Here is a 25,186-nt window from a genome sequence, read left to right on the forward strand (position 1 = left end):
GCGGGGGTCGGGTCAGCCCTTGACGGCGCCCTGCGTGACGCCCTCCATCACCCAGCGCTGAGTGAAGAGATAGGCGACGATCGCGGGAGCCATGGCCATCAGGTACGAGGCGAAGGCGACGTTGTAGTTGTTGCTGAACTGGTTCTGGAAGAGGTTCTGCCGCACCGGGAGCGTCTGCAGCGCCGGGTCGGAGATGATCAAGGACGGCATCATGAAGTCGTTCCAGGCGTAGAGGAAGGCGAAGATGCCGACCGTGGCGCTCATCGGCGCGAGCAGCGGGAAGATGAGCCGCCAGAACGTCTGCCAGGTCGTGGCGCCGTCGATCCGCGCGCTCTCCTCCAGCTCGATCGGGATCGAGCGCAGGAACGCCGTGAACAGCAGCACGCTGAAGCTGAGCTGGAACATCGTGGCGAGGATGATCACGCCGAACGGGTTGTCGAGGCCGACGCGTCCGGTGAGCTGGATCTGCGGAAGGGCCACGACGGGGAACGGGATGAACATCGCCGCGAGCAGGTAGAAGAACGAGTAGCGGAACAGCCGTCGGTCCCAGTTGCGCACGATCGCGTATGACGCGAAGGCCGCGAGCACGATCGTCGCGATGACCGTGCCGGCCGTGACGAGCAGCGAGATCGCGGCGCCCACCGGGAACTTCGTGAGCGTCCACGCCTGCACGAAGCCGTCGATGCTGAACGGCGCCGGCAGCGAGAACGCGTTGCCGTCGACCGCCTGGCCGGTGGTCTTGAACGCCATCGAGATCGTCACGTACAGCGGGATGAGGATCGTCGCCGTGCACAGGATCAGGATGATGGTGCCCGACCAGTTGACGCGCTCCATCTTCTGCCGCTTCCGGCGTCCGTCCGCGGGGATGGTGGTGAGGGTCTCCGTCGACATCAGAACGTGTTCCTTCCGCGGGTCAGCGAGAGCTGGAGGACGGAGATGAGCACGGCCACGATGAAGAAGATCGTGGCGTTGGCCATCTGGTAGGCGTAGTCGCCGCCGTTGAAGCCCGCGATGATCGTCATCGCGACGCTGCGGGTGGCGGTGCCCGGGCCGCCGTTGGTGAGGCCGACGATGATGTCGTAGGCGTTGAGGAAGCCCTTGAAGCCGAGGATCACGTTGATGACGACGTACCCGGCGACGAGGGGGATCGTGATGCGGGTCAGCTGCTGCGTGCGGCTGGCGCCGTCGATGCTCGCCGCCTCGTACACCTCGCCCGGCACCGACAGGAGTCCGGCGATGTAGATGAGGAGGGTACCGGGGACCGCCTGCCAGGCGGTGACGATGACGATCGCGACCCAGGCGAGATCGGGGTTGGCGAGCAGGCTCGTCTCCAGCCATGGGATGCCGGTGGCCGCGCCCGCCGCGGGGATCGAGTTCGAGAACAGGAAGTTGAAGACGTAGGCGATGATGATGCCCGAGATCACCATCGGGATCACGAAGATCGTCCGCAGCCCCGTCTTGAACCGGATGCGGGAGGTGAGGCCGACCGCCAGCAGGAACGCGATGACGTTGACGACGATCACGGTCGCGATCGAGAACCCGAAGGTGAAGAGGTAGCTCTGCAGGATCGCCGGGTCGCTGAACAGCGCGATGTAGTTCGTGAGCCCATTGAAGCTCCACTCGCCGATGCCGATGGAGTCGGTGAAGCTGAAGAAGATGCCGATGACGCCGGGGACGGTGATCGCGAGCGTGAAGATCACGAGGGTCGGCAGGAGGAACAGGTAGTAGATCGGCTCGACGCGGCGCGTGTGGCGGCGGATCTTCCGCGGCCCGCCAGTGAGGATCGCGGTGGTGCTCGTCCCGGCGTCGGCGCCGGTGGTCGTGGTCGTGCTCATGGCGCGGACTCCTCTGTCTCGCCCGATGCGGAATCCTCGGAACTCGGGATGGGGGCGCGGAAGGCGATGCGGGCCCAGTCGGCGTCCATTGTCCGGAGGATGGACGACGGGGCGGCGCTGAGGACCATGGCCTGCGCGTAGTTGAAGATCGGCAGGGTCTTCGGGACGAGCACCGAGGGGCCCTGGTAGATCCGGCCCTCGTCGTAGTACGGGATCATGCCCTCGATGCGCGGGTCGTCCGGCGGCGCCGCGTCGGTCGTCGGGGTGAACCCGAGCTGCGAGGCGTTGTACTCCTCGATGTTCTCGGGGAGGTAGAGGTACTCCAGGAAGTCGCGCGCGGCCTCCTGGTGCCGGGACTCCTCGGGAATCATGACCGCGAGGTCCATGTTCACGCGGACCGCGAGGTCGTCCGGGTCGTCGGTCATGGGCAGCGGGAAGGTGCCGAGGTCGAGGTCGGGGTCGGTCTTGGCGATCTCGCTGAACGCCCACGGCCCCTGCAGGTACATCGCGGCCTCGCCCTTCGCGAAGGCGAGGTTCCCGTCTCCGTACGCCCGGCTCGCGGCGTCCTCGTTCGTGTACTCGTCCGCGAGCACCATCATCCTGTCCATCGGCTCCGCGAAGTCCTTCTCGAAGGAGACCTCCGAGTCCGGCCCGACATCGGTACCCTCGGCGGCGAGCGCGTCGAAGAACGCCAGCACGTCGAGCGAGCCGCCGACGGCGTAGTCGTACCACCCCTGTCCGACCGTCCAGTCGTCCTTGAAGGTGGCGTAGAACGGATCGATCCCGGCCTCACGGAGGCTGTCGCTGACGGCGAGGAGCTCGTCCCAGGTCTGCGGCACCTCCAGGCCCTGCTCCGCGAAGATCTGCTTGTTGTAGATGACCGAGGCGGCCATGACCGAGTAGGGCAGGGCGCTGGTGCGGCCCGCGCAGGAGCCGTACTGGTCCATGAGCGGCTGCAGGTCCTCGCGGATCCCGGCGGCGGCCTCGGTGTCGGAGAGATCGGTGAGCGCGCAGCGCTGCACGAACCGGGCGACCTCGTAGTTGTAGTTGGCGAGCATGATGTCGGGCGGATTGCCCCGGACGAAGCTCGCGGAGACGACGTCGACGCCGGACGTGTCGATCTCCACCCGCACATCGTCCTGCGACGCGTTGTACTCCGCGACGAGCTCCGTCATGAACGGGATGGCCTCGCGCTTGCTGAACGTGAAGCGGATGGTCTCCGCTCCCCCGCCGGCGGCGCAGCTCGTGAGCACCGTGCCGGTCAGCACGAGGCCGAGCGCTCCGGCGGCCCAGCGCACCGCCCGTGATCGTGTGGCAGACACCCTCGTCCTTTCGTAGATCCGCGGAGTAAATCTAGTGAGCGAATTTAGTCCGTCTAGAGGTACTGTCTCATCTGGGCGACAGAAAGGTCAAGGGGAGTGACAGAGGTCTCGACGGGACTCGGCACCGGCCGCGCGAGCGTGAGCGCGGTGCTCGACTTCGCCTGGACGGCGGGCGAGTTCACTGCCACCGAGGCGATGGCCGGCACCTCGCTCACCCGCTCCACGGCCATCGACGCCATCGACACGCTCGTCACCGCCGAGGTGTTGCGCGAGCTGCCGAACGCCCGCGCCACCGGCGACTACCGCTCCGGACGCCCTGCGCGCCGCTTCGCCCTCGCGGCGGATCTCGGTGTGGTGATGGGCATCGATGCCGGCGACACCCACCTCGCGGTCACCGTCGCGGATCTGCTCGACCGCACGCTCGTGCATCATCGCGTGGAGGTCGACCCCGCGCAGAGCGTCGACGACCGCCGGGCGACGATCCTGCGGCACCTCGCCGCCGCGCGCGACGAGGCCGGGGTGCCCCCGGAGCGTGTGCTCGCGGTGTGCGCCGGCGTCGCCGCCCCCGTGAACCGCGACGGCATCTCACCCCCGCACCCGGACGGCTTCTGGGAGCGCACGAACCCCGGCCTCGCGGAGGCTCTGCGCGACTGGGCCCCGGTGGTCGAGGTCAAGAACGACGCCCAGCTCGCCGCGATCGCCGAGGGGACGCTCGGAGTGGCCGTCGACTGCCGCGACTACGTGGCCTTGCTCGCCAGCGAGCGCTTCGGCGGCGGCGTGGTCGTCGACGGGCACGTGCTGCACGGCGCCCACGGCGGCGTCGGCGAGGGCGTGGTGTTCGATCACATCATCGGCGTCGGCTCGGCGGTCGGGCTGCGGTACGCGCTGGAAGAGCAGGCTCGGGCCGCCGTCGCGGAGGGCGAGGCCCCCGCCGATGGAGCCCTCGGCCGGCTCGTGGCGGACGGGCCGGTCGACCCTCGACTGGTGCTGACGCTCGCCGCCTCCGGAGACTCCGACGCCCTCCACGTCGCCGAGCGCGTGGGCGCGACCCTCGCCCGCGTCGTCGGCGTGCTCGGCAGCATGTACGACCCCGCGCGCGTGATCATCTGCGGCGCCGTGGCGGAGAGCATCGAACCCGTGCTGGCCGCCGCCCGCCGCATCCTCCCCGACGAGCTGCACCTGCCCGCACCCGAGATCCTCGCCTCCACCCTCGGCGCGGAGGTCGTGTCGGCCGGGGCCATCGCCACCGCCCGGAAGGCTGCCAGGGAACGGGCCGTCCCCCGCCTCGCGGAACAGCGTCTCACCGCCTGACCCTCTTCCTCTCCCTCCCCCTCTCCCCGCGAGAACAGGCAAGCGCGCGAGTTCAGGCTCTCCCACCCCTGGCAGCCTGTTCCCGCGCGAATGCCTGTGTCGCGGTCAACTGTCGCGAGAACAGGCCCCCGCGCGGACTCAGGCGAACGCGGGAGTTCAGGCTCTCCCACCCCTAGCAGCCTGTTCCCGCGCGAACGCCTGTGTCGCGCGTCGCACGGACGGGGTGGTCGCGGTCAGGACAGTGTCGGCGGAATACCGAAGAGGCTGTGGAAGGCGGCCGTGCCGGCGGGAGAGATCGTCACGGCGCGCGAGGTCTGCTGAGCGTGGATCCAACCCCTGTCGCGCGCGGCGCGGAGGAGGACGGCTCCGAGGTGACCCGAGAGATGCGAGCGCCGTTCGGTCCAGTCGAGGCAGCTCCGCACAAGAGGACGACGAGACGACGGCACCAACGCGTCCGGCCCCGCGATGCTCTCGAACAGGTCGCGCCCCGTCGCGGTCACCGCGAGGTCCGGCGTGAGGTGCCCCCGCTCGACGAGCGCGTCGAAGAGGGCGACCCCCAGGCGACCGGCGAGGTGGTCGTAGCAGGTGCGGGCCAGGGCCATGCCGTCTCGCGCCGTCGCCGAACGAAGGCTCGAGACGGGAGCCGCCTTCCCGGCGTATGCCGTCGCGGCCTCGATGATGTGCGCGGCGTCAGAAGACGCGAGGGTGACGTAGGAGTGCCGCCCCTGTCGGCGGAGTGCGACGAGCCGGACGTCGAGGAGCGTCGTCAGGTGCTCCGACGCCGTCGACCTCGACACCCCGGCGGCACGCGCGAGCTCGCCGGACGTCCATGCCCGGCCGTCGAGGAGCGCCAGACACATCTGCACCCGGGTCGGGCTGCTGAGCGCGTGTCCCAGCTGGGACACGGACGAGGGATCGACGATCACGCCACGACGGGGTCGTCGAGGAGCGGCGCGCGGAAGTTGGAGCCGACCCGAGGCCCCTGGGCGAAGTAGTGGCGGAAGGCGTAGGAGAGAGGGTCCCACTTGTCCGTGTCGATGCGGTCCGGTCCGTGCGCCTTCAGGATGTCCTCGTGCACGTGGACCTGCAGGACCTCTGCTTCGACCGCCAGCGCGTCGCCGTCGTCGATCGGGATGATCTGCGCCACGCGCGCTTCGATCTGCACCGGACATTCCGCGATCCGGAACGGGATCACCGCGTCCGACGGCACAGGGGTGAAGCCCCCGAGACTCCATTTGTCCGGCTCATGCCGGTACGCGGGAACCTTCTCGGCGGGAACCGGCGAGCGGCCCGTGGTCGGCGCGATCGCCTCCACGGCGTGCACGAGGTCGGCGGAGGGGAGATTGATGACGAGGTCCCTGACCCGTTCGATGTTCGCGGCCGCCTGCCCTTCGGCACCGAGCCCGAGCATGTACCGCGTCCCCAGCGCCCATACGGACGAGATCGGGCTCATGTTCGACGACCCGTCCGGGTTGACCGTGGTGATCAGCGCGACGGGAGTCCCGAAGTACAACACCGGCAGGTCGACGCTCCGCGTGGTTCTCATCCGTCCATTCTCGCCACCCGATCGTTCGGGCCGCGCCGAAGTGTGGACTCCCTCAGTCCACCAGGAGCGCGGGCTCCTCGAGGATGGAGGCGACGTCGGCGATGAAGCGGCTCATGCCGTCGCCGTCGATCACGCGGTGGTCGAACGAGCCGGCGACCGTGGTCACCCAGCGCGGACGCACCTCGCCGTCGACGACCCAGGGCTTCTGGCTGATCGTGCCCATGGCGACGATGCCGGCCTCGCCCGGGTTGATGATCGGCGTGCCCGCGTCCATACCGAACACGCCGATGTTCGTGATGGTGATCGTGCCGTTCTGCTGGTCCGCCGGCGGCGTCTTGCCCTCGCGTGCCGTGAGCGTGAGCCGGTTCAGGGCGCGGGCGAGGTCCTTCATGCTGAGGTCCTGCGCGTCCTTGATGTTCGGCACGAGCAGACCCCGGGGCGTGGCGGCGGCGATGCCGAGGTTCACGTAGTGACGCACGGCGATCTCGGCCCCGGCTTCGGTGTCGATCCAGGCCGCGTTGACCATCGGCGTCCGGCGGACCGCCCAGATCACCGCGCGGGCCATGATGAGCAGCGGCGAGACCTTGATGTCGGCGTAGTCGGGCGAGGCCTTGAGGCGCTTGACGAGCTCCATCGTGCGGGTGGCGTCGATCTCCTTCCACACCGTCACGTGCGGGGCGGAGTACGCGCTCTGCACCATCGCCGACGACGTCGCCTTGCGCACGCCTTTGACGGGGATGGACTCGGTGCGGTCGTCGCCGGCCGCCGACGGGCGCACCGGCGCGAGGCCGCGCGCCAGGCCGGACGGGGCCTGCGGTGCCGGGACGGTCTCCTCGCGCACGCTCCCCCACTCCGGGGTCTCGATGTTGCGGAAGACGCTGGCCTGGGAGGCGTGCTTCATCACGTCGTCGCGGGTGACCTCGCCATCGGCACCCGTGGGCGTCACGCTCGTGAGGTCGACGCCGAGGTCGCGGGCGAGCTTGCGGATCGGCGGCTTCGCGATCACGCCGACCGACGACCGGACGGGGCGCTCGGCCGGGCGCTTCCGCCGCGAGGTCGCACCGCTTCCGGAGCCGTAGCCGACGAGGACCGACCCGCCGCCCTCCTCCGGTGCGGGCGCCTCCGCCGTGGCGACGGTCCCGGGTGCGACCGAACCGGTCCCCGAGCCGGCCGCGGGGTCGGTCACGAAGGTGATGATCGGGGTGCCGACCTCGACCGTCGCCCCCTCGTCGACGAGCAGCTCACCGACCACGCCCGCGTGCGGGGAGGGCAGCTCGACCAGGGACTTCGCGGTCTCGATCTCGCAGATGACGTCGTTGATGGCCACCCGGTCGCCCGGTGCCACCTTCCACGCGACGATCTCGGCCTCGGTCAGCCCTTCGCCGACGTCCGGAAGGGGGAAGTTCTGCGTGCTCATGACGGGTCCTTTCGGCGGATGCCGGGTGTCAGTAGGCCAGGGAGCGGTCGACGGCTTCGAGGATGCGGTCGGCATCCGGCAGGTAGGCGCCCTCGAGCTTCGCGGGCGGGAACGGGGTGTCGTACCCCGAGACCCGCAGCACCGGAGCCTCGAGGGCGTAGAACGCGCGCTCCATCACGGTCGCGGCGATCTCGCTGCCGAGGCTCGTGAACCCCGGAGCCTCCTGCGCGTAGACCATGCGACCGGTCTTGCGCACCGACCCGAGGATCGGCTCGTAGTCCACCGGCGACAGCGAGCGCACGTCGACGACCTCGCAGCTCGTGCCCTCGGCCTCGGCGAGCGCGGCGGCCTGGAGCAGCGTCGTGACCATGGCGCCGTGTCCGACGAGCGTCACGTCGGTCCCGGTCCGCACCACCCGCGAGGAGTGCAGCGGGACGGCGGGGGCGTCGAGCTCGACCTCGCCCTTCGGCCAGTACCGGCTCTTCGGCTCCAGGAAGATCACCGGATCGTCCGACGCGATGGCCTCCTGGATCATCCAGTAGGCATCGTTCGCGGTCGACGGCGACACCACCCGCAGACCGGGGGTGTGCGTGAAGTAGGCCTCCGGGCTCTCCTGGTGGTGCTCGACCGCCCCGATGTGCCCGCCGTACGGGATGCGGATCACGACGGGCAGCCGCAGCGACCCCTCGTGCCGGTTGGTGAGCTTGGCGAGCTGGGTGGTGATCTGGTCGAACGCGGGGAAGACGAAGCCGTCGAACTGGATCTCGACGACAGGACGGAACCCGGCCATCGCGAGGCCGATCGCGGTGCCCACCAGGGCTGACTCCGCGAGCGGAGTGTCCAGCACGCGCTGCTCCCCGAAGTCGCGCTGCAGGTGCTCGGTGATGCGGAACACGCCGCCGAGCTTGCCGATGTCCTCGCCCATGAGGAGGACCTTGGGGTCGTCCTCCATCGCCTTGCGCATTCCGGCGTTCAGCGCCTTGCCCAGCGGCATGGTCTCCCGGGTCACTGGCCCTCTCCTTCGAACGACGCCTCGTAGCGGGCGCGCCACGCTTTCTGCTCCTCGATCAGCGGATGCGGCTCGCTGTACACGTGGTCGAACATGAGGTCGGCGCGGGGCGGGCCGAGCTGCACGGTGCGGGCGCGGAGGTCTTCCGCGGCATCGGCGGCCTCGGCGTCGACCTCGGCGAAGAAGCCCTCCTCGGCACCGCGGTTCTCCAGGAAGGCGCGCATGCGGACGATCGGGTCACGCCCGGCCCACGCGAGCTCCTCGTCGTCGCCGCGGTACTTCGTGGGATCGTCGCTGGTCGTGTGCGCGCCGAGCCGGTAGGTCACGGCCTCGATGGCACGGGGTCCGCTGCCGGCGCGCGCCTCGTCGAGGGCCACGCGGGACACCGCGTAGCTGGCGAGTACGTCGTTGCCGTCCACGCGGACGCTCGGGATGCCGTACCCGGCGCTGCGCTGCACGAGCGGCACCCGGGACTGCGTGGTGACGGGGACCGAGATCGCCCAGTGGTTGTTCTGCAGGAAGAAGAGCGTCGGGGCCTGGTAGCTGGCCGCGAACACCATGGCCTCGTGCACGTCGCCCTGGCTGGAGGCGCCGTCGCCGTAGTAGACGACGACCGCCTCGTCGCGCTCGGGGTCGCCGGTGCCGGTGCGGCCGTCGAACGTGAGGCCCATCGCATAGCCGGCGGCGTGCAGCACCTGGGAGCCGAGCACGAGCGTGTACAGGCGGGTGTTGCCGTTCTTCGGATCGGTCGGGTCCCAGCCGCCGTGGGAGACACCGCGCATGAGCTTGATGATGTCGACCGGGTCCACGCCGCGGATCCGCGTGACCGCGTGCTCGCGGTACGAGGGGAAGATCGTGTCCTGCGCGCGGGCGGCCCGACCGGAGCCGACCTGCGCCGCCTCCTGTCCGCGGCTCGGCGGCCACAGGGCGAGCTGGCCCTGGCGCTGCAGGTTGGTGGCCTGGGTGTCGATCGCGCGGATGCCCACCATGTCGCGGTAGAACTGCGCGAGCTCGTCGTCGGGGATGGCCTCGATGAGCGGCAGGTACTGCTCCGCAGCCGGCGTCGGGGCGACCTTTCCGGTCTCGTCCAGAACGCGCACGAGGGGGGTCTCAGAGGTGCTCACGGCCCCCACGCTACCCGCGTCGGCATGCCGGGTCACGCATACCTAGGACGCCCTCGTATCTCCCCGGAACCCCGAGATTCCGCGGTTCGCAGGGCGGTGCCGCGCTCAGCGGAGGGTCGCCGCGACCTCGAGCACGCGGGCGACGGCCGCCTCCTCGCCGACGGAGATCCGGATGCCGTCGCCGGAGAACGGACGCACGATCAGGTCGGCGTCGATGAACGCCGCTGCGACCTCGTCGGTGCGCGCGCCGGTCGGCAGCCAGACGAAGTTGCCCTGGGCGTCCGGCACCTCCCAGCCCTGCGCGCGGAGCCCCTCGACGAGACGAGCGCGGCGTTCGACGATCACGGCGACGCGCTCCAGGAGCTCGGCTTCGGCGTCGAGGCTCGCGATGGCGGCGTTCTCGGCCGCGGACGTGACAGACAGCGGGATGCCGGTCGTCCGTGCCGCGTCGAGCACCTTCTCGTGGCCGACCGCATAGCCGACCCGGAGCCCGGCCAGACCGTAGGCCTTGGAGAACGTGCGGAGGACGACCACGTTCGGGTGCGCCTCGAAGACGCGCTCGGCCAGGCCGTCGACGGCATCGGGGGCGGTGACGAACTCGGCGTAGGCCTCGTCGAGGATGATGAGCACGTCGGACGGCACGCGGTCCACGAACGCCGCGAACTCGGCAGACGTGACGATGGGACCGGTCGGGTTGTTCGGCGTGCAGACGATGATCGCGCGTGTGCGGTCGGTCACGGCGTCGGCCATCGCGTCGAGGTCGTGGCGGGAGTCGGCCGTCAGCGGCACCTGCACCCCGGTCGCGCCCGCGACCAGCGGCAGGCTCGGGTACGCCTCGAACGACCGCCAGGCGTAGACGACCTCGTCGCCGACCGAGGCAGTGGCGAGGACGAGCTGATGCAGGATCGCGACACTGCCGGAGGCGACATGGACCTGCTCGGGCTCGACCCCGTAGCGAGCCCCGAGCCGCGCACGCAGGCGGCCGGCGGTGGCATCGGGATACCGGTTCATCGGCGTCGTGTGCTGCAGCGCGTCGAGGACCGAGGGCAGCGGATCGAACGGGTTCTCGTTGCTGGAGAGCTTGAAGGCCTCGGGACCGGCCTGCTTGCCCTGTCGATACGGCGCGAGGGAGGCGATGGCGGGACGGATGCGGGGCAGGGTCGGCTCGGTCACGCGTCGAGTCTAGGACGTGCGGCCCGCCACCCTTTCGAGGCCGAGGGTGCGGTGATACCATTCTGGTATGGCTATGACGGTGCGACTCCCTGAGGAACTCGATGCGCGGCTCGAAGACATCGCACGAGCCCGGCACGTCTCCAAGCACGCCGTGATCATCGAGGCGGCCACCCGGTTCGCGAACAGCGAGTCCAAGACGGATCGAGTTCTGGCGCTCGCGGACGAGGTGACCGAACGCTACGGCGACGCCATCACGCGCCTCGAAGACGCCTGATCGATGGCCACCGAGTACATCGAGCCCGAGCAGGCCCTCGCGCTGATCGCGAAGCTCGGCCTGCATGTGCGCGACGAGGGGCTGCTCTTCTCCGCTCTGGCGCGACCCGCCGCCGGCATGTTCGGCGTCGATGCGTATCCGACGTTCGCGGAGAAGGCGGCGGCCCTGATGAGCTCCGTCGCCCAGAATCACGCACTGTTCGACGGGAACAAGCGCACAGCGCTCTATCTCACCTTCATCTTCATCCGGCTGAACGGCTACGACATCACCTTCACGAACGACGAAGCCTTCGAGTTCGTCATCGATGTCGCGCAGAGCCGGATGGATCTCGGGGAGATCGCCCAGGTTCTCGCCGCCCACATCCGTCCCGTGGACGCCCGCGGCTGACACCGCGGGCCCCGCGTGGGAGACTGAACGCATCATGCGCTTCATCATCCGGGTCGTCGTCAACGCGTTCGCCATCTGGGTCGTCACGCTCATCCCCGTGCTCCAGGTCACGGTGCGCGCCTTCCCGCCGGGCGAGACGCTGCAGCTCGTCCTGACGCTCCTCGCGGTCGGCGCCCTCTTCGCGCTGGTGAACACCATCATCGGCACGATCGTGAAGATCGTCGCCTTCCCGCTGTACATCCTCACGTTCGGCCTCATCGGCTTCCTCATCAACGGCTTCCTGCTCTGGCTGACCGCGTGGATCACCAGCAGCTTCGGGTGGGGCCTGTCGGTCGAGTCGTTCTGGTGGGGCGTGCTCGCCGCGCTGATCATCTCGATCATCAACGGCATCTTCGGCTTCATCCTGCGTCCGCAGAACAAGCGCTCCCGCCGCGACTGACCCGTCTGCGGAGGGCGCGTACGGCTCACGGATCGGGGAGCACCCGCTCCGCGCGGTACTCGGTGCGTTCGACGGTGGCGGCGCGGTCGAGGTCGGCCCAGTAGGCGTCGAGAGCCACCGCCCGCGGGTCGGCGGAGGCGTCCACCATCGCCGCGGTCTCGATGTAGTTCTCCAGGGAGTGGGTCTCGAGCGCGAGGTCCTGGCGACCGGCATCCGGATCGCCCACCCGGCTCGCGGTGAAGCTGTCGGCGGACCCCGTGCCCTCCCTCGCCCCTCCTGCGGCGAGCGCGGACACCGCGTCGTCGGTGTGCCGGAGCTGCACGAGCGTCTGGTCGGAGGGCAGCGTCGGCTCGACCGGGCTCCCGGCGGTGATCTGGGTCGTCACCGTGAACTCGCTCTCCATCGACAGGTGCGCCGCGATCATGCCACCCTGCGAGTGGGCGACGACGTCCACCCGATCCCCGGGTCTCGCGCCCGCCGCGGCCAGCGCGTCGAGGGTCGCCTGATACGACGCGGACCGGCCCCCGGTGTAGAGCTCGATGTTCGACTTCATGTCCCAGGCCTCGACACCCCCGCCCTCCCGGAGGGACATCGAGCGGCTGCCCGAGACGTAGGCGACGTAGCGCGGGGACTCGCCCGGAACCGTGTACTTCTCGATCGCCACCTGCGCCCCGGAAGCGGAGGGCAGGCGGCCGAAGGCGCTGGCCAGTCCGTTCGGAGCCCCGGCCGGACGGGAGCGCGAGGTGACCGATACCCGTACCGGATCCGCCGTCGCGCCGAGTGCCATCCCCGGTCGCACCCGTCCCAGCCCCGACGTCACGCCGACGACAGCGCCGCCCAGGAACACCGGCGGAAGCAGTCCCCCGGCGTCGAACTGGTCGCCCAAGCCACGGAAGCGTCGGTCGTCCGCCATTCGCTCCCGCGCGTCGGCCAGCGCGGCCAGACGCTCGTCGCCGGCGAGGAGCAGCCGCAGGCGCCCCTCCACCGCAGCGGCCGCAGCCGTATCCGTCCGCGCCAGCGCCTCCGCCTGCGCCCGCAGCTCGACCACCTCGTAGACCTCGGCCATGAGGTCGAGATCGGCGGCCGTCTCCTGGACACGCGCCGCGAGCGCCTCCAGCGCCGTCACTGCGGACCGCAGGGACCACGCCGCCGAGGCGAGCGCGGTCCATGCGGCGGAGCCGAGCAGCGCCTCGACACGCCCCACCGCGTCCTGCACCTCCGCGCACACCGGCTCGGCGGCCCGCACGCGCACCGCGAGCTCGCGGAGCTGCGCCGTGTCCACCGCTATCGCCCCGCCGTGGTCGATGTCGAGCCCGCTCATGCACCCTCGACCTCCCCGCGGCACGCCTGCAGCGTCCGGTGCACCGTCGCCGTGTCGTCCGACAGCCGCCAGAGGGCCCACCGCAGCGCCTCGACGCCGTCGGACTCCCAGGCGCACGCGTCACGCAGCGCCGTCAGCGTGGAAGCGAGATCGTCGAGCCCCGCGATGGCGGCGTCCAGCTCGGACAGCACTCCGGCCCGCAGCGCAGGATCGACGCCGGCAGAGGGCGCGGTGAGGACGAAGGACGACATGGACCCAGCCTTCCGCCGGACCGCGTCCGTTACGGCCAGGGCCCCGTCAGACGGCCACGACCAGTGGAGAGCCCGTTCTCCCCCAGCACCGTGCAGGAGGCTCGAGCCACCCCGCGATCCGATGCCCGCTGTGCAGGAACGGCATCGACCGGCAGAATGGATCCGTGACAGCCCGAGATCCCTTCCGCGTGATCTTCGTCTGCACCGGCAACATCTGCCGCTCCCCCATGGCGGAGGTCGTGTTCCGGGACCTCGCGGAGCGGCAGGGTCTCGGCTCCCAGATCGTCTCGCGCAGCGCGGGCACCGGGGACTGGCACCTCGGAGAGCGCGCCGACCACCGCACCATCGACGCCCTCGCCCGCCGTGGCTACGACGGCTCGCTGCACCGCGCCCGCCAGTTCACCGCCGCCTCCTTCGCCGAGAACGACCTCGTGGTGGCCCTGGACCGCACGCATGAGCGCATCCTCCGCGAATGGGCCGGGGACGAGGACGAGGACGGCAAGGTGACCCTCCTCCTCGCTTTCGATCCCGATGCCTCGACGCACGACGTCCCCGACCCGTACTACGCCGGCCCGGAGATGTTCGATTCGGTGCTCGGTATGATCGAGACGGCGACTCGCGGCTTGTTCCGCCAGCTCGAACCCGCCCTGCGCCTGCCCCGCACGCCCCGAACCTTCGGGGCCTCATCAGGAGGACTCCCCTGACTTTCCAGCCTTCACTCCCGCCGCAGCCCCTCAGCCCCCTCGACGGCCGCTATCGCGGTGCCGTCACCGGGCTCGCCGACTTCCTCTCCGAGGCCGGACTCAACCGCGCCAGGGTCGAGGTGGAGGTGGAATGGCTGATCGCCCTCACCGACCGTTCGCTGTTCGAGACGACCCCGCTGTCGGACGACGACAAGGAGCGCCTGCGCGCCCTGTACCGCGACTTCGGGCAGGCCGAGATCGACTGGCTCGCCGAGAAGGAGGCCGTCACGCAGCACGATGTGAAGGCCATCGAGTACCTCGTCCGCGACCGGCTCTCGACGCTCGGCCTCGACCGCATCGCCGAGCTCACGCACTTCGCCTGCACGAGCGAGGACATCAACTCCGCGTCCTACGCCCTCACCGTCAAGCGCGCGGTCGAGGAGGTCTGGCTCCCGGCCCTCGACACCGTGATCGCGAAGCTGCGCGAGCTCGCGGTCGAGCACGCCGACGCCGCCATGCTGTCCCGCACGCACGGGCAGCCCGCCACCCCCTCGACGATGGGCAAGGAACTCGCGGTCTTCGCCTGGCGCCTCGAGCGCGTGCGCAGCCAGATCGCCGGCTCCGAGTACCTCGCGAAGTTCTCCGGGGCGACCGGCACCTGGTCCGCTCACCTCGCAGCCGACCCGGACGCCGACTGGCCGACCATCGCCCGCGAGTACATCGAGGGACTGGGCCTGGGCTTCAACCCGCTCACGACGCAGATCGAGTCGCACGACTGGCAGGTCGAGCTCTACGACCGCGTGCGTCACGCCGGCGGGATCCTGCACAACCTCGCGACGGACATCTGGACCTACATCTCGCTCGGCTACTTCGCGCAGATCCCGGTCGCCGGCGCCACCGGCTCGTCGACCATGCCGCACAAGATCAACCCGATCCGCTTCGAGAACGCCGAGGCCAACCTCGAGATCTCGGGCGCCCTGCTCGCGTCGCTGGGCCAGACGCTGGTCACGAGCCGCCTGCAGCGCGACCTCACCGACTCCACGACGCAGCGCAACATCGGCGTCGCGTTCGGGCACTCGCTGCTCGCTCTCGACAACCTGCGCCGCGGCCTGAACGCGATCTCGCTCTCGCGCGATGTGCTGCTCGCCGACCTCGACGTGAACTGGGAGGTGCTGGCCGAGGCGATCCAGACGGTGATCCGCGCCGAGGTCGTCGCCGGCCGGTCGAGCATCCAGGACCCGTATGCGCTGCTCAAGGAGCTCACCCGCGGGCACCGCGTCGGCGCCGCCGACCTCGCGTCGTTCGTGGAGGGTCTGGAGATCGGGGACGCGGCCAAGCAGCGGCTCCTCGCGCTGACCCCCGCGACCTACACCGGCATCGCGGAGCGCCTCGCCCGCTGAGGAGCTAGGAGCCCGACTCCCCGGAGTGCTCCTCGACCCTGTCCTTCGGCATGAACGACGCCGCCAGGAGGGTGAGAACCGCGGTCACGGCGACCGCGACGAACACCCACACCGACGCGTGGACGATCGTGTCGGGGTCATCGGGTCCCGCACCCTGCGCGATGACCGCGTTCGAGATCGCCCCGAACACCGCCACGCCCACGGCGCTTCCCGCTGACCGTGCGAACGCGTTCATCCCGGTCACCGCGCCCCGCTCCCCCCAGCCGACCGAGGCCTGTGCGGCGATGAGGGTCGGGGCCGCACTCCACCCGAGCCCGAAGCCGAGGAGGAACGCGATGCCCGCGACGACGAACGGATTCGGCCAGGAGGCGACGGCGGCGAGCGCGATGGCGGCGACGGTCGTGATGCTCATGCCGATGAGCGTGGTGCGACGGAAGCCGATGCGCAGGTACAGCCGTCCGGCGTTCGCGGCGGCGAGCGGCCAGCCGAGGGTCAGAGCGGCCACCGCCAGACCCGACAGCAGCGGAGCGATGCCGATGGACCCCTCGAGGTAGGCCGGGGCGAAGCTCGTCACGCCGAGCATGAGCGCCCCGATGCCGAGCGAGACCACCGTGGTCGTGAGGATGAGCCGACGGGTCACGAGGCGCAGATCGACGATCGGCTCCGCCACCCGGCGCTCGACGAACCCGAAGGCCCCGAGCGCGACCGCCCCGATCCCGAAGCAGAGGGCACTCGGCACGGACAGCCACGCCCAGGCGTTCCCGCCCTCCAGCATGCCGAGGATGAGCGCGGTCAACCCGATCGTGAGCAGCACCGCGCCCCCGTAGTCGATGCTGTGCCGCTGGGTCTGCTTCTGCTCCTTGTACGTGCGCAGCAGCATCCATCCGGCGATCAGGCACAGGGGCACGTTGATCCAGAAGATCCATCGCCAGGCGTCGAGCTGGGCGAAGATGCCGCCGAGTGCGGGGCCCACCACCGAGGAGATGGCCCAGACGCTGGCGACGTATCCCTGCACCTTCGCGCGCTCGGCGACCGTGTAGATGTCGCCGACGATGGTCATCGACATCGGCGCGACGGCACCGGCACCGATGCCCTGGATGATGCGGAAGACGATCAGCGCCGGCATGCTCCAGGCGAACCCGCAGAGGACGGATCCGAGCAGGAAGAGGGCGATGCCGAGCAGGATGATCGGCTTGCGACCCACGGTGTCCGCGAAGCGGGAGTAGATGGGCACGCTCACGGCCTGCGCCAGGAGGTACACCGAGAACAGCCAGGGGAACTGCTGGTAGCTGCCGAGGTCGCGCACGATGCTCGGCACCGCGGTGGCGAGGATCGTCGCGTCGATCGCGATGAGGCCGGTGGCGAGCATGAGCGCGCCGAGGATGGGTCCCCGCTCCGACCGGAGTCCGATGGAGGCGCGGTCGACGGAGGCAGTCACTCCAGAGACAAGCGGAACGACCTCACCGATATTCCGCCCGATCTCCGCGTCACGACGAGGCGGGGCGTCCCGGCTCGTCGGTGGGGCCGTCGCTCGCGCCCTCGTCCTCCGCGTCGTACAGCACGGGGCGGTCGACGGTCTTCGTGACGTCGGCGGGATCGACAGCGAGCATGAGCATCGCGAGGATCAGAAGGGTCGCGATGAAGGCGCCGCCGCCCACGACGAGGCTCAGGGCCACCGGGGTGAGACCCTCGTAGGTGCCGTTCGCGATGGCGGTGTTCACGCGGAGGGTGAAGGCGCCGGTGGAGACGAGGGTGACCACCATGGCGAACACGCCGCAGCCCAGGGCGATGCCGAGCAGGTGGAGGGGCCGCAGGATGTCCCGTCGGGTGGGCTTGTCGTCGCTCATCGCTCTCCTCCGTGCTCCACAGGAGCCGCATCGTTCTCGGGGGCGGCAGCGACGTCATCGGCGTCCGCGCGCTTCGGGGTGAGGCCGGCGATGCCGAGGAAGACGGCGACGATGGCCGCATACCCGCCGAACATCCCCACGCCGAGGATGATGCCGGACAGCTCGAACGTGCCCGCCTTCTCGATCGTGTACTCCTGGACGAAGCCCGACGGGATCAGCAGCAGGACGACCGCGAGGAGCACGCCCAGCGCCCCGACCGTGATCGCGTCGGCGGCGAGCGCTCCCCCGACGCGGCGGGCGCGGATGCCCGCGAGCAGCTCGAGGCCGCCGCTGAGCACGCCCCAGATGATGAGCACGATGAAGAACATGTCGTCCGTGCGCCAGGCCGGCACGCCCCCGGCCATTCCGGCGATCGCGCTCACGACCGCCAGGAGGATCGCCGACCAGCGCGACCCCGACGGGAGGACGAGCCAGGCCGCGAGGATGTGCACCAGGGCGGTGACCAGCGCGAAGCCGCTGAAGACGGCGAGACCGACCGCGGCGGAGTGATCCGAGGAGAAGGTGATCATCAGGGCGGCGACGGCCGCGAACAGCGCGCGCAGCAATTGCACGTGGCGCATGGTGAACGCGCGAGCAGGGGCAGACATAACGGCCAGATCCTCCGGGGTTTCCCCACCAGTCTACGCGGGGCCGCGAGCCGCACGCGCCGGGGGATGCTCGTGAAGCCCGGCGGATCTCCCCAGATCGATTGCCGGGCTTCACGACATACGCAGCAAGGGGGGCATCACTGCGTCGGGCCGCTGCCGCAGGGTCGGGCACCCTCCCCGCGACATCACAGCCCCGTGACCCACTTGCCCACCTGGTCCCCTGAGGTGTGCGCGTGCGGTCGTATGCTCACTCTAGAGGTGTGTTCTTCACATACCGGGTGGGGGCTGTGATGGGTTTTGGGGACGACGAGAAGAGGGCCGCGACGCCGGACGCGTTCGCGGCGGCGCTGCGGGATGCCATCAACGCGAGACCGGTGACTCTGTCGTGGTTGCAGCGACAGCTCCGCGACCGGGGCAACCGCGTCTCGATGGCCACGCTGAGCTACTGGCGGTCGGGAGCCCGCCGCCCTGAAGGACCGCAGTCGCTCGCCGCCCTCGCCGACATCGAGGACCTGCTGTGCCTCGAGTCCGGCGCGTTGAGCAGGCTCCTGCGTCCGCACCGCACCGGGCCCCTGGGGCCGCAGGGGTTCCCGCTGGAGCAGGTCGACATGGAGCGGGCGGTCCGCGAGGTCTACGCGGCCCTCGGCGCCACGTACCCGGATCCGTCGCGGGAGCTCACCGTCCACTCCGTCACGGAGGTGGACGCCGACGGCGAGGTGTCCTCCTGCCTCACCCGCAGCATCGTGCAGTCGACGAGCGGCGTGATCACCGCCATCCCCGTCCTCGACCTCACCCCCGGCGTCCCCGGGCCTCCACCGCTCCTCACGGCCGTGGCCGGCGGACGGATCGCCGCGCGCTACTCCCACCCGAACGGCGAGGCGCACGGCGCGCTGATCGAGCTCGATGTCCCGCTCGAGGCTCCGGACACCGCGGTCGTCGAGTGGTCGGTGCAGTACGAGCCCGGTCGCCCCTCGGATCGGGAGACCGGGCATGCTCTGTCCCGCCAGGCTCGCGAGCTCCTGGTGTGGACGCGCTTCCACCCCGATGCCGTGCCGGACTGGTGCGACGAGCTCGTCGAGACCGCTGGAGGCACCGTCGTCACCGCGCTCCCGCGACCTCGCGGCACGTCGGTGCATCAGGTCCGCCGGGCGTTCGGTCCGGGCGCCCTCGGTCTGCGCTGGGGGTACGGCCCTCGCGGCGGCGATCAGCCCGGCTGATCACCCGTCGCGACCGGTCGTCCCGGCGTGTTGGACCACTGGCTCCAGGAGCCGGGGAAGACCTTCGCCGGGATGCCGACCTCCTGCAGCACGAGAGCCGTATGCGCCGCCGTGATGCCGGAGCCGCAGTAGGCCGCGACCGGCGTCTCCGTCGTGATGCCGACCTCCGCGAGCGTCGCCAGGACCGTGTCGCGGTCACGGATGCGCCCGCTCTCGTCGAGGTGCCGCGTGGTGGGGAGGTTCCGGGCCCCGGGGATGTGTCCGGCGATCGGGTCGAGCGGCTCGGTCTCGCCCCGGTAGCGCTCCGGGGCGCGCACGTCGAGCAGGACCCCGGTTTCCGGGAACGCCGCCGCCTCGTCGATCGAGAGGGCGTCCTGCCCGGGATCCGCGAGGACGACGTCACCGGTCTCCGGCACGACGTCGTCGGTCGCCAGGTCGTATCCGGCCGCGGTCCAGGCCCGCAGCCCGCCGTCGAGCACCCGGACCTCGACGCCGGCCTGCCGGAGCAGCCACCACGCCCGAGCCGCCGCGAGTCCCTTGGTGTCGTCGTAGGCCACGACCGTGTCGCCCTGCCGCACGCCCCAGCGCCGTGCCGCCGCCTGCAGGGTCTCCGTCGAGGGGAGCGGATGCCGGCCCTCGGTGGGCGCTCCGGGCGTGGAGAGCTCCTGATCCAACGACGCGAACACGGCGCCGGGGATGTGGCCAGAGCGGTAGTCGCCCGGGCCCGCCTCGGGACGGTCCAGGCGCCAGCGCACGTCGACGACCCGGATCGGGGCGCCGTTCTCGAGGAGGTCGTGGAGTTCTGCCGCGGAGACGAAGTGACTCATGGTGCGAGGCTACCGAGTCCGCGGCGCCACGCGTCGATCGCCGTCACGGACCGACACGGTCCTCGCGGCCCGGGAATAGCCACGCGCCCACGGCGTTTCCCCTCACATGATTGAAACTTCAACGGTCGCCGCGGAGCGCACCCGCGTGCGGGTGCCCCTGCGCTTCGCGGACGGCTTCGCGACGACGGCCGACGTCGTGACCTTCGATGGACTCGTGGACGGGCGCGAGCACCTGCTGCTCGGACTCGGTGACTGGCAGGCGGCGCTCGCCCGCTCTGCCGCCGGCGGCGAAGCTCCCCTCGTCCGCCCGCACAGCGAGTGCCTCACGGGAGACGTGTTCGGCTCCGAGCGCTGCGACTGCGGGCCGCAGCTGCGGGAGGCCGTCGAGCGGATCGCCGCCGAGGGCGGCTTCCTCCTCTACCTCCGGCAGGAAGGCCGCGGCATCGGGCTCTACGCCAAGCTCGACGCGTACGCGCTGCAGGACGCCGGTCTCGACACCTATGAGGCGAACGTGGCCCTCGGACGCGGCGAGGATGAGCGGGACTACACCGTCGCGGCGCAGATGCTGCGCGCGCTGGGCGTGGACCGCATCCGCCTGCTGAGCAACAATCCCGACAAGGCCGCGCAGCTCGACGGGCTCGGCGTCCGCGTCACCGAACGGGTGCGCACCGAGGTGCACCTGTCCGAGGCGAACTCGCGCTACCTCCAGGCGAAGCGCGACCACACGGCGCACACGATCGACCTGACCGCGGCGTGACCTCCGAGGAGCACGACATGAGCGAGACGCGGCACCCGCGGCGGCTCGACGACGACGAGCTCGCGACGTGGCTCCCGATCATCCGGTTCGTCCAACTGCTGCCCCAGGTCCTCGACCGGGCGCTGAAGGACGAGGTGGGCCTGAACCACGCCCGCTACGCGATCCTCGTGACCCTCGCCGGGCAGGGCGAGGAGGCCGTCACCATGACCGAGCTCGCGCGCATCGCCGGACTCAGCCGGTCGCGGCTGAGCCACGCCCTGGACTCCCTGGAGGAGCGCGGGTGGGTGGAGCGGACGTCGTGCTCCACGGACAAGCGCACGCTCTCCGCGACGCTGACCCCGGCGGGGCGGGAGATGCTCCGGGCGGCCGCACCCGTCCACGTCGCCCAGATCCGCGAGCTCATCCTCGACCCGCTGTCCGCGGAGGATCGGCAGCGGCTGCAGGACATCCTGGGCGCGCTGCTTCCCGGCGTCACGGCGGCGCTGTGAGAGGCGTTCTGCTCTGAGCAGAACGCCTCGATCGCCGCACAGACGGCGGCTTATCGTGAGGCATGGCCGACATCGTCCCGTTCCCCCGCGCCCCGCATCCCGTCCGTCCGCCGTCGAACGGCCCCGAACCGCTGTGGCGCGACCTGCTCGGGGATCAGCTCCGGCGGCGGCGCCATGACCGCGGCGAGACGCTCAGCGAGACCGCGGAGAAGGCCGGGGTCTCGCCGCAGTACCTCTCCGAGGTCGAGCGCGGCCGGAAGGAACCGTCCAGCGAGATGATCGCCGCGATCGCCGGGGCCCTGGACGCCACCCTCGTGGAGCTCACGAGCGCGGTCGCCGAGGAGCTTCGTCAGGCCACCCCCGCCGCGGCGGTGGTGTCGGCCTCCCGCGGCGCCTTCGCCCTCGCCGCCTGACCCGTTTCCCCTGCACGACCGGAGTCCGGGTGCACGACGGATCCTGGAGATCCGTCGTGCACCCGTCACTTCATCGTGCCTCCGGATCACGGGGACCGAGCACAGTGTCGATGAGGCCGTAGTCGAGGGCGGCGGCGGCGGTGAAGACCCGGTCCCGGTCGGTGTCGGCGCGGAGCTCCGCGAGAGAGCGGCCGGTGTGCCGACCCAGGATCGTCTCCATGTCCGCGCGCACCCGCACGACCTCGTCGGCCGCGAGGATGAGGTCCGGGATGGCTCCGCGCGACTGACCGGCCGGCTGGTGCAGCACGATGCGCGCATGGGCGAGGGCCGCCCGCTCCCCCGGCGCTCCCGCCGCGACGAGCAGGGCCGCAGGACCGATGGCCTGCCCGACGCACGTCGTCGCGATCCGCGGACGGATGTGCTGCATGGTGTCGTAGATCGCCAGCGCGGCACCGGGATCCCCGCCCTCGCTGTTGATGTAGAACTGGACGCCGGTCTCCGGGCTGTCCGCGTCGAGGTGCAGGAGCTGCGCGATGAGGGCGTTCGCCACCCCCGCGTCGATGCCGGTGCCGAGGTAGATGACCCGCTCGGCGAGCAGATGCGAGTACACGTCCATGACCCGCTCGCCCCGCGGATGCTGGGCGATGACGTTCGGGATCGTGTAGCTGCTCATGCGTCCGCCCCCAGTCCCACCCGCGCACGACGACGCGGCAGGATCTCCGCCGTCGACTGCACGATCTCGTCGATGAACCCGTAGTCCTGCGCCTCGTCGGCGGTGTACCAGCGGTCGTGGAGGGAGTCCTCGAAGATCCGCGCGAGGGGCTGACCGGTGTCGTCGGCGATGAGGCCGAGGACGGTGTCGCGCATGTGCCGGAGGTCATCGGCCTGTGCCTCGATCTCCACCGCCGATCCGCCGATCCCCGCCGAGCCCTGGTGCATGAGGATCCGCGCGTGCGGGAGAGCGCGCCGCTTGCCCTTCGTCCCCGCGGAGAGCAGGAACTGCCCGGCGCTGCAGGCGAGACCGAGGGCGAGGGTGGAGACGTCGTTCGGGATGAGGTGCATGAGGTCACGGATCGCCAGCATCGACGGCACGGACCCGCCGGGCGAGTGGATCCAGAGGGCGATGTCGGCCGCCGGATCCTCGGCGGAGAGGCCGAGGAGCTGCGTCATGAGGAGGGTGCCGTTGTCGTCGTCGAGGGCGCCGTCGAGGACGAGCACCCGCTCGTGGAACAGGGCGCGCCGGGCCTCGGGGCCGAACTGCGGGAGAGGTTTGTCTTCGCTCATGACCCCAGCATCCGGCTCCCCCGGCGCCGGCGGGAGCGAATCCGCCCGGAGCAGATCCGCTGTGAGCGGCGGCGTGTGCACCCGCCGGAAAACGCGACGTAACACCGCCGACGCACGACCCGCCTAGCCTCGGGGCATGGCGAAACAGAAAGCACCCGCATGGCAGTCCGAGGACGGCCTGAACTTCCGCACCCGCAAGTGGGTGCGCCCGGAAGACCTCAACGCGAACGGCACGCTGTTCGGCGGAAGCCTGCTGAAGTGGATCGACGAGGAGGCCGCGATCTACGCGATCGTGCAGCTCGGCAACTACCGCGTCGTCACCCGGCACATCTCCGCCATCACGTTCGAGGCGTCGGCGGTGCAGGGCGACCTCATCGAGATCGGACTGCAGGCCACCCGTTTCGGCACGACCTCGCTCACGATGCGCGCCGTCGCGCGCAACATGATCACGCGCAAGCGCATCCTCACCATCGACGAGATCGTGTTCGTCAGCATCGGCGAGGACGGCCTGCCCACCCCGCACGGCTACGACGAGATCACCTACGACCGGGACCGCATGCCCACCGAGCGCATCGCCACCGGCACGATCCCCCTCCCGAAGCGCTGACCCTCATTCGCCGACCCACCCCCTTGAGGTCGACCCACCCCCGAAAGTGCGTCACTTAGGGGGGTGGGTCGTACGGAAGGGGGTGGGTCGACGGTCAGCGGTGGGTGACGCGGTGGCCGATCCAGAAGCCGATCGCGATCAGGCCGACCAGACCGATCCCGAGGATCCACGGGAGCAGGGACGGTGCGGCGCCGGCCGTGGCCGTCGCGAGGGTGCCGGAGCCGTCGGCGATGCGTCCGTTGCCCGCCGCAAGATCGGCGGCACCCGCGTCGAGCTTCGCGCTTCCGACCGCGAGGGTGCCGGACCCCTCGGCGACCGCGTCGGCGCCGGTACGGAGTTCGGTCATCCCGGACCGGAGGTCACCGGCACCCGACTGCAGCGCCCCGACGCCCGTGGCCAGAGTCCCGGCACCCTCGTCGAGCCGCGCCGCGCCGGCGCTGAGCTCCGCGGTGCCGGAGTACAGCGACGATGCTCCGGTCGAGAGGGTCTGGAGCCCGGACGAGAGATCCGCCGCGCCCGCCGCGAGCCGGGAGGTGCCGTCCTGCAGCGTCTGCGCTCCGGCGACGAGGGCGGGAGCGCCCTTCGGGGAGACCAGCGCCACGGTTCCCGGCCAGCCCTTCGAGGTGTCGCCGTTGATGAGCGCACCGACGCCGGCCGTGACACGAGCGGAGCCGTCGGCGGCGCCGATGAGTCCCTGTGCGAGGCCCGGAGCAGCCGCGGCGGGGGCGGCCAGCGCGCCGACCTGCTTCTCGACGCCGGCGGCGAGCGCCGCGAGCTGCTGGAGCTGCACGTCATCAGGGTGTGCGGCGAGGAGACCCTGCAGACCCGCGGCGAGCGTCCGCGCATTGCCGGGAGCGCTCGTGGCGACGCCCGTCAGCAGGGCCTTCGTCTCCGGATGGGCGAGTTTCTGCACATCGGCACTCACTCCGGCGCGCAGGGTGGTGCTGAGGGTCGTCGCCCCCTCGAGCACACCGTTCGCGTACCGGTGCGCGCCGTCGACACCGGCGGCGAGAGTGGTCGCGCCGTCGACGAGCTGCCGGGCCCCGGCGTCCGCCGCCGCCATCTTCGCCGCGAGCTCCTGCGATCCGGCGAGCGCCGTCTGGGCTCCGCCGCTCACCCGTCCCGCACCGTCGAGGGCCGTGGCGGCTCCCGCGGCGAGGGTGCCCGCACCCTCCGCGAGCGTGGTGGCGCCCGCGGCGGCGGTCGTCGCGCCGTCACTGAGTTTCGCCGATCCCTGCTGCGCCGTCGCGGTGCCTGTCGCGAGATCCTGCGTGCCCGCGGCCAGCTCGTCGGCCCCCGCGGCGAGGTCGGCGGCTCCGGCGGCGAGGTCCGCGGATCCCCCCTGCGCGGTGGTGGTGCCGTCCGCGAGTTCCGAGGCGCCCGCGGACACCTTGCTCATCGTGGCGAAGAACAACAGCACCATCGCCGCCAGCAGAAGGCTGAGGACGATCACGGTGATGCGCATGCCGAGGCCGTGCGCGTGGGTCTTTTCACTCGTCATTGAGGACTCCCGAGGTCAGTGGCGTCGTTGCCACCCGCGACTGTAGGCCCGCACTCTCCACCACCCCCCGGTTTTGCCGCCAGGTACCAAGTCCCACCTCAGGCGA

At 70.8% G+C, this 25,186-nt stretch carries 29 protein-coding genes; 11 read left to right on the plus strand and 18 right to left on the minus strand.

Annotated features, from left to right (window positions below; all coding sequences use genetic code 11):
- Positions 1-12: 12 nt before the first annotated feature.
- The 3 genes from B7W94_RS05575 to B7W94_RS05585 are packed head-to-tail and all read right to left on the minus strand — an operon-like array spanning position 13 to position 3,157.
- On the minus strand, positions 13-891 hold the full coding sequence (locus tag B7W94_RS05575) for a carbohydrate ABC transporter permease (protein ID WP_085605188.1): 879 nt from the start codon (positions 889-891) through the stop codon (positions 13-15).
- Complete coding sequence (locus B7W94_RS05580) at positions 891-1,835, minus strand: carbohydrate ABC transporter permease (protein WP_172400071.1); 945 nt, start codon at positions 1,833-1,835, stop codon at positions 891-893. Before B7W94_RS05580 ends, B7W94_RS05575 begins: the two co-directional genes overlap by 1 nt.
- Positions 1,832-3,157, minus strand: a complete 1,326-nt coding sequence (locus B7W94_RS05585) for an ABC transporter substrate-binding protein (RefSeq protein WP_085605190.1) — start codon at positions 3,155-3,157, stop codon at positions 1,832-1,834. Before B7W94_RS05585 ends, B7W94_RS05580 begins: the two co-directional genes overlap by 4 nt.
- 96 nt (positions 3,158-3,253) lie before the next feature.
- Between B7W94_RS05585 and B7W94_RS05590 the strand changes: the two genes are divergently transcribed.
- A complete protein-coding gene (locus B7W94_RS05590) occupies positions 3,254-4,468 on the plus strand; it encodes an ROK family protein (RefSeq protein ID WP_085605192.1) in 1,215 nt (404 codons plus the stop codon).
- Positions 4,469-4,701: 233 nt separating this feature from the next.
- On the opposite strand, the gene B7W94_RS05595 is transcribed toward B7W94_RS05590, so the two are convergent.
- From B7W94_RS05595 to B7W94_RS05620, 6 genes are all read right to left on the minus strand, one after another.
- Positions 4,702-5,373 carry an ArsR/SmtB family transcription factor gene (locus B7W94_RS05595; protein WP_197426471.1) on the minus strand — a complete coding sequence of 224 codons (672 nt, stop codon included), beginning with the start codon at positions 5,371-5,373 and terminating at the stop codon, positions 4,702-4,704.
- Between the two features lie 17 nt (positions 5,374-5,390).
- On the minus strand, positions 5,391-6,014 hold the full coding sequence (locus B7W94_RS05600; protein WP_085605194.1) for a flavin reductase family protein: 624 nt from the start codon (positions 6,012-6,014) through the stop codon (positions 5,391-5,393).
- A 52-nt stretch (positions 6,015-6,066) separates the two neighbouring features.
- Complete coding sequence (locus tag B7W94_RS05605) at positions 6,067-7,431, minus strand: dihydrolipoamide acetyltransferase family protein (protein ID WP_025102745.1); 1,365 nt, start codon at positions 7,429-7,431, stop codon at positions 6,067-6,069.
- A gap of 28 nt (positions 7,432-7,459) precedes the next feature.
- The gene (locus B7W94_RS05610) at positions 7,460-8,425 is read right to left on the minus strand and encodes an alpha-ketoacid dehydrogenase subunit beta (protein ID WP_029989147.1); all 966 of its coding nucleotides are present in this window, start codon (positions 8,423-8,425) and stop codon (positions 7,460-7,462) included.
- Positions 8,426-8,436: 11 nt separating this feature from the next.
- Positions 8,437-9,564, minus strand: a complete 1,128-nt coding sequence (locus B7W94_RS05615; RefSeq protein WP_085605357.1) for a thiamine pyrophosphate-dependent dehydrogenase E1 component subunit alpha — start codon at positions 9,562-9,564, stop codon at positions 8,437-8,439.
- A 105-nt stretch (positions 9,565-9,669) separates the two neighbouring features.
- A complete protein-coding gene (locus B7W94_RS05620; protein WP_062765724.1) occupies positions 9,670-10,737 on the minus strand; it encodes a histidinol-phosphate transaminase in 1,068 nt (355 codons plus the stop codon).
- A 67-nt stretch (positions 10,738-10,804) separates the two neighbouring features.
- On the opposite strand from B7W94_RS05620, the gene B7W94_RS05625 reads away from it, so the two are divergent.
- The 3 genes from B7W94_RS05625 to B7W94_RS05635 are packed head-to-tail and all read left to right on the plus strand — an operon-like array spanning position 10,805 to position 11,837.
- Positions 10,805-11,011, plus strand: a complete 207-nt coding sequence (locus B7W94_RS05625; protein ID WP_029989149.1) for a ribbon-helix-helix protein, CopG family — start codon at positions 10,805-10,807, stop codon at positions 11,009-11,011.
- Positions 11,012-11,014: 3 nt separating this feature from the next.
- On the plus strand, positions 11,015-11,398 hold the full coding sequence (locus B7W94_RS05630; RefSeq protein WP_085605196.1) for a type II toxin-antitoxin system death-on-curing family toxin: 384 nt from the start codon (positions 11,015-11,017) through the stop codon (positions 11,396-11,398).
- Between the two features lie 34 nt (positions 11,399-11,432).
- A complete protein-coding gene (locus B7W94_RS05635) occupies positions 11,433-11,837 on the plus strand; it encodes a phage holin family protein (protein ID WP_025102751.1) in 405 nt (134 codons plus the stop codon).
- Positions 11,838-11,862: 25 nt separating this feature from the next.
- Here B7W94_RS05635 and B7W94_RS05640 read toward each other — a convergent pair whose 3' ends face one another.
- Both B7W94_RS05640 and B7W94_RS17885 read right to left on the minus strand, forming a co-directional pair.
- Positions 11,863-13,158 carry a hypothetical protein gene (locus tag B7W94_RS05640; RefSeq protein ID WP_085605198.1) on the minus strand — a complete coding sequence of 432 codons (1,296 nt, stop codon included), beginning with the start codon at positions 13,156-13,158 and terminating at the stop codon, positions 11,863-11,865.
- Positions 13,155-13,409 (minus strand): hypothetical protein, encoded by a 255-nt coding sequence (locus tag B7W94_RS17885; RefSeq protein WP_139833268.1) that lies wholly within the window; start codon positions 13,407-13,409, stop codon positions 13,155-13,157. The genes B7W94_RS05640 and B7W94_RS17885 overlap by 4 nt, the downstream gene beginning before the upstream one ends.
- Positions 13,410-13,573: 164 nt before the next feature.
- On the opposite strand from B7W94_RS17885, the gene B7W94_RS05650 reads away from it, so the two are divergent.
- Both B7W94_RS05650 and purB read left to right on the plus strand, forming a co-directional pair.
- Positions 13,574-14,113 (plus strand): low molecular weight protein-tyrosine-phosphatase, encoded by a 540-nt coding sequence (locus tag B7W94_RS05650; RefSeq protein ID WP_025102754.1) that lies wholly within the window; start codon positions 13,574-13,576, stop codon positions 14,111-14,113.
- Complete coding sequence (gene purB / locus B7W94_RS05655) at positions 14,110-15,492, plus strand: adenylosuccinate lyase (protein WP_051582177.1); 1,383 nt, start codon at positions 14,110-14,112, stop codon at positions 15,490-15,492. Before B7W94_RS05650 ends, purB begins: the two co-directional genes overlap by 4 nt.
- A 4-nt stretch (positions 15,493-15,496) precedes the next feature.
- Here purB and B7W94_RS05660 read toward each other — a convergent pair whose 3' ends face one another.
- The 3 genes from B7W94_RS05660 to B7W94_RS05670 are packed head-to-tail and all read right to left on the minus strand — an operon-like array spanning position 15,497 to position 17,986.
- A complete protein-coding gene (locus B7W94_RS05660; RefSeq protein WP_085605202.1) occupies positions 15,497-16,930 on the minus strand; it encodes an MFS transporter in 1,434 nt (477 codons plus the stop codon).
- Positions 16,931-16,979: 49 nt separating this feature from the next.
- Positions 16,980-17,339: a hypothetical protein gene (locus B7W94_RS05665; protein ID WP_025102757.1), complete on the minus strand. Its 360-nt coding sequence runs from the start codon at positions 17,337-17,339 to the stop codon at positions 16,980-16,982.
- The gene (locus B7W94_RS05670) at positions 17,336-17,986 is read right to left on the minus strand and encodes an acyl-CoA synthetase (protein ID WP_085605204.1); all 651 of its coding nucleotides are present in this window, start codon (positions 17,984-17,986) and stop codon (positions 17,336-17,338) included. The genes B7W94_RS05665 and B7W94_RS05670 overlap by 4 nt, the downstream gene beginning before the upstream one ends.
- 290 nt (positions 17,987-18,276) lie before the next feature.
- On the opposite strand from B7W94_RS05670, the gene B7W94_RS05675 reads away from it, so the two are divergent.
- Positions 18,277-19,203, plus strand: coding sequence for a hypothetical protein (locus B7W94_RS05675; protein ID WP_025102759.1), 927 nt, complete (start codon positions 18,277-18,279; stop codon positions 19,201-19,203).
- Here the strand turns inward: B7W94_RS05675 and B7W94_RS05680 are convergent.
- Positions 19,191-20,030 carry a sulfurtransferase gene (locus B7W94_RS05680; protein ID WP_025102760.1) on the minus strand — a complete coding sequence of 280 codons (840 nt, stop codon included), beginning with the start codon at positions 20,028-20,030 and terminating at the stop codon, positions 19,191-19,193. The genes B7W94_RS05675 and B7W94_RS05680 overlap by 13 nt on opposite strands.
- Before the next feature lie 106 nt (positions 20,031-20,136).
- Here B7W94_RS05680 and B7W94_RS05685 point away from each other — a divergent pair, with 106 nt between their 5' ends.
- The 3 genes from B7W94_RS05685 to B7W94_RS05695 all read left to right on the plus strand — a co-directional run bounded on the left by B7W94_RS05685 (position 20,137) and on the right by B7W94_RS05695 (position 21,688).
- Complete coding sequence (locus B7W94_RS05685; protein ID WP_062765739.1) at positions 20,137-20,787, plus strand: GTP cyclohydrolase II; 651 nt, start codon at positions 20,137-20,139, stop codon at positions 20,785-20,787.
- A 17-nt stretch (positions 20,788-20,804) separates the two neighbouring features.
- Positions 20,805-21,275: a MarR family winged helix-turn-helix transcriptional regulator gene (locus tag B7W94_RS05690; RefSeq protein WP_062767021.1), complete on the plus strand. Its 471-nt coding sequence runs from the start codon at positions 20,805-20,807 to the stop codon at positions 21,273-21,275.
- Positions 21,276-21,337: 62 nt separating this feature from the next.
- Positions 21,338-21,688 (plus strand): helix-turn-helix domain-containing protein, encoded by a 351-nt coding sequence (locus B7W94_RS05695; protein ID WP_062637860.1) that lies wholly within the window; start codon positions 21,338-21,340, stop codon positions 21,686-21,688.
- Between the two features lie 70 nt (positions 21,689-21,758).
- On the opposite strand, the gene B7W94_RS05700 is transcribed toward B7W94_RS05695, so the two are convergent.
- Complete coding sequence (locus tag B7W94_RS05700; RefSeq protein WP_025102764.1) at positions 21,759-22,361, minus strand: ClpP family protease; 603 nt, start codon at positions 22,359-22,361, stop codon at positions 21,759-21,761.
- Positions 22,358-22,972: a ClpP family protease gene (locus tag B7W94_RS05705; protein ID WP_085605206.1), complete on the minus strand. Its 615-nt coding sequence runs from the start codon at positions 22,970-22,972 to the stop codon at positions 22,358-22,360. Before B7W94_RS05705 ends, B7W94_RS05700 begins: the two co-directional genes overlap by 4 nt.
- Before the next feature lie 136 nt (positions 22,973-23,108).
- Between B7W94_RS05705 and B7W94_RS05710 the strand changes: the two genes are divergently transcribed.
- A complete protein-coding gene (locus tag B7W94_RS05710) occupies positions 23,109-23,579 on the plus strand; it encodes an acyl-CoA thioesterase (protein WP_081811533.1) in 471 nt (156 codons plus the stop codon).
- Positions 23,580-23,673: 94 nt separating this feature from the next.
- Here B7W94_RS05710 and B7W94_RS05715 read toward each other — a convergent pair whose 3' ends face one another.
- Positions 23,674-25,080: a hypothetical protein gene (locus B7W94_RS05715; RefSeq protein WP_085605208.1), complete on the minus strand. Its 1,407-nt coding sequence runs from the start codon at positions 25,078-25,080 to the stop codon at positions 23,674-23,676.
- Between the last annotated feature and the right edge of the window lie 106 nt (positions 25,081-25,186).

It is taken from the genome of Microbacterium sp. LEMMJ01 (assembly GCF_002114135.1).
GTDB lineage: Bacteria > Actinomycetota > Actinomycetes > Actinomycetales > Microbacteriaceae > Microbacterium.